The organism is Paraburkholderia sp. JHI2823, from assembly GCF_038900695.1.
In the GTDB taxonomy this organism is placed as follows: Bacteria; Pseudomonadota; Gammaproteobacteria; order Burkholderiales; family Burkholderiaceae; genus Paraburkholderia; species Paraburkholderia mimosarum.
On the sequence record NZ_JAYMRY010000034.1, the window covers coordinates 73,037 to 79,245 of the forward strand.

A 6,209-nucleotide genomic window follows, 5' to 3' on the forward strand; every position below is an offset into this window, starting at 1 on the left:
ATGCTGTCTGGTGCGAACCTGAATCTGGTCAACGTTGTCGGATTGCTGATTGGCGGGCTTGCGCTGTTCCTGTTCGGTCTGGACCTCATGACAGGCGCGCTCAAGACCATCGCGGGCGCGCGCCTGCAGTCGCTGCTGGGCTCGCTCACCGCCAACCGGTTTCGTGGCGTGCTCGCAGGCGCGGGCATTACGGCGCTGCTCAACTCGTCCACCATCACCACGGTGCTGCTGGTGGGCTTCGTCTCCGCGCGGCTCATGACGCTGCGGCAGGCGATACCGATGATCATGGGCGCGAACATCGGCTCGACGCTCACCGCGCAGATCATCGCCTTCAACATCTCGGCGCTCACGCCATTCATGCTCGCGGGCGGATACGTGCTCTATGGCTTCGCGAAACGTGAAACGCTGCGCGAGCTGGGCGGGGCCCTCCTCGGCCTCGGCTTGCTGTTTCTCGGCATCGAGATGATGGGCAACGCCACCCGGCCCTTGCGCGATTACCAGCCGTTCATCGACGCCATGCAGGACATGCGCTATCCGTTGATCGGCGTCGTGATCGGCGCGGTGTTCACGGCCATCGTGCAAAGCTCGGCCGCCACGCTGGCCATCGTGATCGCGCTGGGCAGCCAGGGATTGATTCCGCTCGAATCGGGCATCGCGCTGATCCTCGGCGCCAACGTGGGCACGTGCGGCACCGCGCTGCTCGCGTCGATCGGCAAGTCGGCGGAGGCGGCGCAGGTCGGCATCGTCCACCTGCTCTTCAATGTGCTTGGCGTGCTGTTCTTCGTCTTTGCGATTCCGCAGTTCGCCGATTTCGTTCGCCTGATTTCGCCTTCCGCGCCCGAGCTCACCGGCGCAGCGCGCCTCGCCGCCGAAACGCCGCGCCAGGCCGCCAATGCGCACACGGTTTTCAGCGTATTCAGCACCTTTGTGCTGATCTGGTTCACCGGCCCGATTGCGAAGCTCGCCGAACGCCTCGCCCCGGTGCGGCGCGAAGCGTGGCAGGGCCCCGGCGTGCCGCGCTACCTCGACGAGACCCTGGTCGAAATGCCGGCGCTCGCCATTGCCCGCGTGCAGCTCGAACTGGCTTCGCTCGGCAAGCAGGTCCAGGTCGTTGTCGAGCAAAGCGTCTCGCTGGCCGTGCAAAGCTCGACGCGGGCGCTCTCCGCGGTAACGAACGAAGACAAGGCGGCGGATTCGCTGAGCACCGCCATTCTCACCTATATCGGCAAGCTCTCCGATGCGGTCCAGAGCGACGACGAAGGTCGGCAGCTGGTGGATCTCGCGCGTATCGCGACCTGCCTCGACGCGATCCGGGACGTGGCGACGACGAGCATGCTCGCGCTGAGCCAGCGGCGCATCGCGCAGAGCGCGGACGTGTCCCGCCTGATCGGCAACCCGGCGGGCGTGCGTTTCGCCAGCTCGGTGATCCAGCATTTCACGCTCGCCGTGCAAACGATCTCGCATCCAGACGTGGACGTCGTGACGCGCATCGTCGACGCCAAGGCGGAAATCGAAGCGCAGTCCGACCTCGCGCGGCAGCACGTCATGTCCACGCTGCAGCTTCGCAACGAGGGCGATGCCTTCATTTTTCGCTTCGCCAACGACATGATCGAGCAGCTCAACGAAATCGCGCGGCTGTCGCGCGCGATCGCCAAGGCCACGCGCTGGCTGCACGATGTCAAGGTGGCGGAGCCGGCGGCCGAGGCTGAAGCGGAGCCTGAAACGGAGCCGCAGGCATGACGGCGCGACAGCCGCGCGTTCTGCACTTGGCCTTTAGCACATCTGCGCGCGGTGATCGCCGCGCTGCGGGTGTGACGGCGTTACTGGCGGTCCTTGCCCCAGCGCCAGCGAGGCGGTTCGCCCTTCAGCCAGCACACTGCGGTTAGTGCGAGCGTGGCGAGTATCACGAGCCCCGCAAAGATGAACGGATGCCCATGCGGTTCGAAAAATACCGCAATCAGGCAGATCGACAAAATATATACGACGAGCGCCACCCATCCCTGCCAGGTGAGTGGAAGTCCCCACCCCCATCCGTAGCGTTTGGCTGGAAACCAGTATTTGTCAGAGCGTGGCATTTCCCCATCTCCCACGTATCGCGTTGAGCGGCGAGGACATGGCCGCCGACTTGCGCGTCTGGTCGCGACGCGCAACGTCAGGCCGGCGCCGAATGGCACACGGCCTCGACCCGGTTGCCGGCCGGATCGATGAGAAACGCAGCGTAGTAGTCGGCGTGATATTGCGGCCGCAAGCCTGGGTCGCCGTCCGAGCGGCCGCCCGCCGCGAGACCGGCCGCATGGAACGCGTCGACCTGCGCGCGCGAAACGGCCTTGAAACACCAGTGACGCTTGTTCGGTTCGATGGCGCTGGCGTCGAGATAAACGGCGAGGCACGACGATTGCGTATCGGCAGCGCTGCAACGCTCGCCGTAGCCGAGCGCGGCGGGCCGGTCGTACACCTTGACCGCGCCCAGCGCGTTCATGATTGCGTCGTAGAAGGGGCGCACGGCATCGAGATCGGGAACGCCGATCGATACATGATCGAGAAGCTGCATCGTGTCTCCAGTCGGTGGTCGCGAAAATACGACTATAACCGGCCAATTACGCCATGCAGCGTCCGCTCTACCCTGCTCGCCCGGTGCGGAACACGGAAACCGCGGCGTTCAGCCGGTGCGCTTCGTTTTCGAGCGACGAAGCGGCAGCCGTTGCCTGCTCGACGAGCGCCGCGTTCTGCTGCGTCACGAGATCCATCTGGCCCACGGCGACGTTGACCTGATCGATGCCCGTGCTCTGCTCCGCCGCCGCCGATGCGATCTCGTTCATGATCGCGCTCACGCGTGCGATGGCCTCGACGATCTCGCTCATGGTCGAACCCGAGCGCTCGACGAGGCTCGCGCCCGTTTCGACGCGCGAGGTCGATGACTCGATCAGCTCCTTGATCTCCTTCGCCGCCGCGGCACTGCGCTGCGCGAGCGAGCGCACTTCGCTCGCCACCACCGCGAAACCGCGCCCCTCCTCGCCCGCGCGCGCCGCTTCCACGGCCGCGTTGAGCGCGAGAATGTTGGTCTGGAAGGCGATGGCCTCGATCACGCCAACGATCTCGCCCACGCGCCGCGAGTGGCCAACGATGTCCTGCATGGTGCCCACGACTTCGCGCGACAGTGCGCCGCCCTGTGCGGCAAGGCCCGATGCGCCCTCAGCGAGCGTGCTGGCCTGCCGCGCGTTCTCGGCGGTCTGCTTGACGGTGGACGTAAGCTCTTCAATGCTCGCCGCTGTTTCCTCGAGCGAGGCCGCTTGCTGCTCGGTGCGCTGCGAGAGGTCCGTGTTGCCCGCGGCGATCTCGCTCACGCCCTTGTCGATCGATTGCGCGCCTTCGCGCACGCTGCTGACCGTCTTGATGAGCGCATCCTGCATCTGCCGCAACGCGGATTGCAGGCGGCGCATTTCGTTGCTGCTCGTCGATTCCACCGTGCCGCTCAGGTCTCCGGCTGCGATGCGCTGGAACTGCGCGATGGCGGCATCGACGGGATGTACGATGGCGCGCACGAGCGCGGCGCGGCCGATCCATGCGAGCGGCAGCGACAGCGCCATGCCCACGGCCACGGCCACCGCGATGCTGACCACGTTGAAGCGGTCTTGCGCTTCCTGATAGCGCTGCGCGCCGAGGTCGATCTGGCGCTGCTCGAGCACGAGCATGGCCTTTTCGTACGTGTTGTAGAGCGCCGGCAGCTTATGGCCCTGCAGTTCCTGGAACGTGGTCTTGTCGCCGGCTTTGAGCGCAGCCAGCGCCGGATCGACGCCCTCATGCAGGAAGCTGTTGCGCTTGGCCTGCATGTCGGCGATGAGATCCTGCGCCTCGCCTTCGCCGCTCGCAATCGACAGATAGTGGTCCAGCCGTTCGTTCGAGTTCTTCAGGTATTGGTCGAAGCGCTTGAGCACGGCGTCCGCGGCGTCGTGGTCGCCCAGATCGGAGAGCGATGCGTTGGTGGCAAGCGCAAGGCGCAGACGAAGCAGCTGGCCGGCGCTGCCTTCGAGATCCGCGACAGCCGGTGTATTGACCGTGTACATGGTGCGCAGCGATTCGTTGCCCGCTCGCATCGACAGGAGGCCTGTAGCGGCCCCGACCACCAGCACGACGCCGAAGAAGGCGATCATCACGGTCAGGCTCGCGCGTATCGACAGCTTGGGAAGCATTCCTGGTCTCTCTGGCGTGGAGCGCGCGGCTCTGGAGGCCGCCCGCTTTCCCGTCGCGTTCGTGGTTGTACCGGCGCGCTTGCCCAGTGCAGCCCAAGTGACCAGGCTGATTAAGCGCCCAGTACATAACAACGGCAGGAGACGTTGCGAACTTTATGGTTCGCGGCGAAGAAGCACGGCCGTTAGCAACGCTGCGCAATGCACGTCAATATGTGGGACGCGCAGGCCCCATTCGGCATCACGCCTTCGGCTGCGCCGCAACGGGGTCGACTTCGGCGCTCTCGTCCATCGGCACGAGATAGCGCAGCACGTCGCGCCAGCTCACGATGCCCACCGGGCGGAATTCGGCATCCACGATGGGGATGCACGAAATCTTGTTGGACAGAAAGAGGGCCACGGCTTCGGATAGGCTCGACTCGGGCCGCAGCGTGAGCGGCTTGCGGCTCATGATTTGATGCACGCGCTTGTTGAGCGTGCCCAGATCGCGCGCGGATTCGACCACGCTGTCGATGAACGGGCTAATTGCGCGCAGCAGATCGCGATCGGACACGACGCCTTGCAGCTTGCCCTCTTCGACCACGAGGAGATGGTGAAAGCTCGCCTTCGCGAAGATTTCGCGAACCGTCGCGAGCGTATCGTCGAAACCGATCGTGACGATACGGTTCGTCATGAATTTCTCTACTTGCATACCTTCCGGACCTGGTGGATTCGATGTCCCCCGCCGGCGTATGCAACGCGGATTGCGACTGCGGCGCGGGCCCATGCCTGGATATCGACCGCGCGCGTGCAAATCTTCAGTCGGGACGCCGTTGGCGCCACCCGATCTCACGCATCGTCTACGCTTCCAGCGCAAGCGTCGCGAAGGTCGCAAGCCAGTGTTCGCCCATATAGTCCCCGGCCACGTGCTCGAGTGCGCTGGCGAGATGCGTTTGCGCAGCGGCGTTGAGCACGGCAACGCGCGCATCGTCCGCTGTCAGCGCGCGCGCAAGCGAGCGCTGACACCACGCGCGACTCAGATTGAGCCCGTCGAGGTGGGCGATCTTGCCGTCGCTGCGGTCCGTGACGGTGGCGGGCGTGAAGAGCGTGGCGGGCTCACGCGCCGCAAGGTTGGGCAAGAAGCGCGTGAACCACGGCTCGAAATCCGGCGCGGGCAGCACGCGGCTCATCAGCAACGCCACGCTGAGCGCGGGTGAAAGAAACTCGTCGCCGCCGGGCTCCCACGCCTGGCAGGCCGCGTCGTTCGCGTGCCAGCGCATGGCAGTCGCTTCGATCAGCGTGGCCAGCGACGCTCGCGAGGTGGCTTTCGCGAAATCATGCGCGAGCGTCAGCGCGAAGGCCGTATTGAAGTGCGTGCCCACGCGCAGCGGATAGGTCGCCTTCGGCAGGAATTCCTCGAAACGCTCGACGAACCACTGCGCGAGCGGCGCGAGCGCCGACTTCCACGGCTCGGCTTGCGGCAACTCGAGCGCTTCTACCTGCGCCGCGAGCGCGAGGAGCCATGCCCAACCATAAGGCCGCTCGAAACCGCGGTTGTGCGCCAGCGTGAGGTAGGCCATTTCGCCGGCCATCTTGTCCGCGGTGAAATGCTCGTCGACCACGGCGACGATCTGCGGCGCCTCGGGCAGGCCGGGAAAACGCTGCAGCAGATGCAGTACGAGCCAGTAGCCGTGCACGCACGAATGCCAGTCGTAGCTGCCATAAAAGACCGGATGCAACGCGCGCGGACCTTGCACGTCCTGCGGCCCTGCAAGCGAGTGCGTGAGCTTGTTCGGATATTCGCGCGTGAGATGAGCGAGCGCGAGCGAGGCGAACTTCGAGGCATGGGCGGTAGTGAGATCGGAGGTCATCGTGAGCTTTTCAGGTCGGGAAAACGAAGGCGTACCTCGGCAGCCTGTTCGCGACAGGCAGCAGCACGGCGGCAGGCCATCCTTGATTGCACCGTTTTCGTCGCTCGATTCGAGCAGCGCTGCGGGAACGATGTTGAAGTCCTCGTCCCTCGCTGTCCCGAGCGTACACGAG

Annotated in this window: 6 protein-coding genes; 1 reads left to right on the top strand and 5 read right to left on the bottom strand. The window is 65.3% G+C overall.

The window, feature by feature from the left end; all coding sequences use genetic code 11:
- Window positions 1-1,740 carry a Na/Pi cotransporter family protein gene (locus VSR34_RS28575; RefSeq protein ID WP_051390920.1) on the top strand — a complete coding sequence of 580 codons (1,740 nt, stop codon included), beginning with the start codon at window positions 1-3 and terminating at the stop codon, window positions 1,738-1,740.
- An 80-nt stretch (window positions 1,741-1,820) separates the two neighbouring features.
- Here the strand turns inward: VSR34_RS28575 and VSR34_RS28580 are convergent, their stop codons facing one another.
- The 5 genes from VSR34_RS28580 to VSR34_RS28600 form a co-directional block, all read right to left on the bottom strand.
- Window positions 1,821-2,075, bottom strand: a complete 255-nt coding sequence (locus VSR34_RS28580) for a hypothetical protein (RefSeq protein WP_342964170.1) — start codon at window positions 2,073-2,075, stop codon at window positions 1,821-1,823.
- Between the two features lie 77 nt (window positions 2,076-2,152).
- Entirely contained in the window at window positions 2,153-2,551 is a 399-nt protein-coding gene (locus VSR34_RS28585; protein ID WP_342964171.1) for a VOC family protein, read from the bottom strand.
- A gap of 67 nt (window positions 2,552-2,618) precedes the next feature.
- The gene (locus VSR34_RS28590) at window positions 2,619-4,190 is read right to left on the bottom strand and encodes a methyl-accepting chemotaxis protein (protein WP_342964172.1); all 1,572 of its coding nucleotides are present in this window, start codon (window positions 4,188-4,190) and stop codon (window positions 2,619-2,621) included.
- 238 nt (window positions 4,191-4,428) lie between these two features.
- The gene (locus VSR34_RS28595; protein ID WP_028212306.1) at window positions 4,429-4,878 is read right to left on the bottom strand and encodes a CBS domain-containing protein; all 450 of its coding nucleotides are present in this window, start codon (window positions 4,876-4,878) and stop codon (window positions 4,429-4,431) included.
- Between the two features lie 148 nt (window positions 4,879-5,026).
- Window positions 5,027-6,037 (bottom strand): DUF2891 domain-containing protein, encoded by a 1,011-nt coding sequence (locus VSR34_RS28600; RefSeq protein WP_028212305.1) that lies wholly within the window; start codon window positions 6,035-6,037, stop codon window positions 5,027-5,029.
- Between the last annotated feature and the right edge of the window lie 172 nt (window positions 6,038-6,209).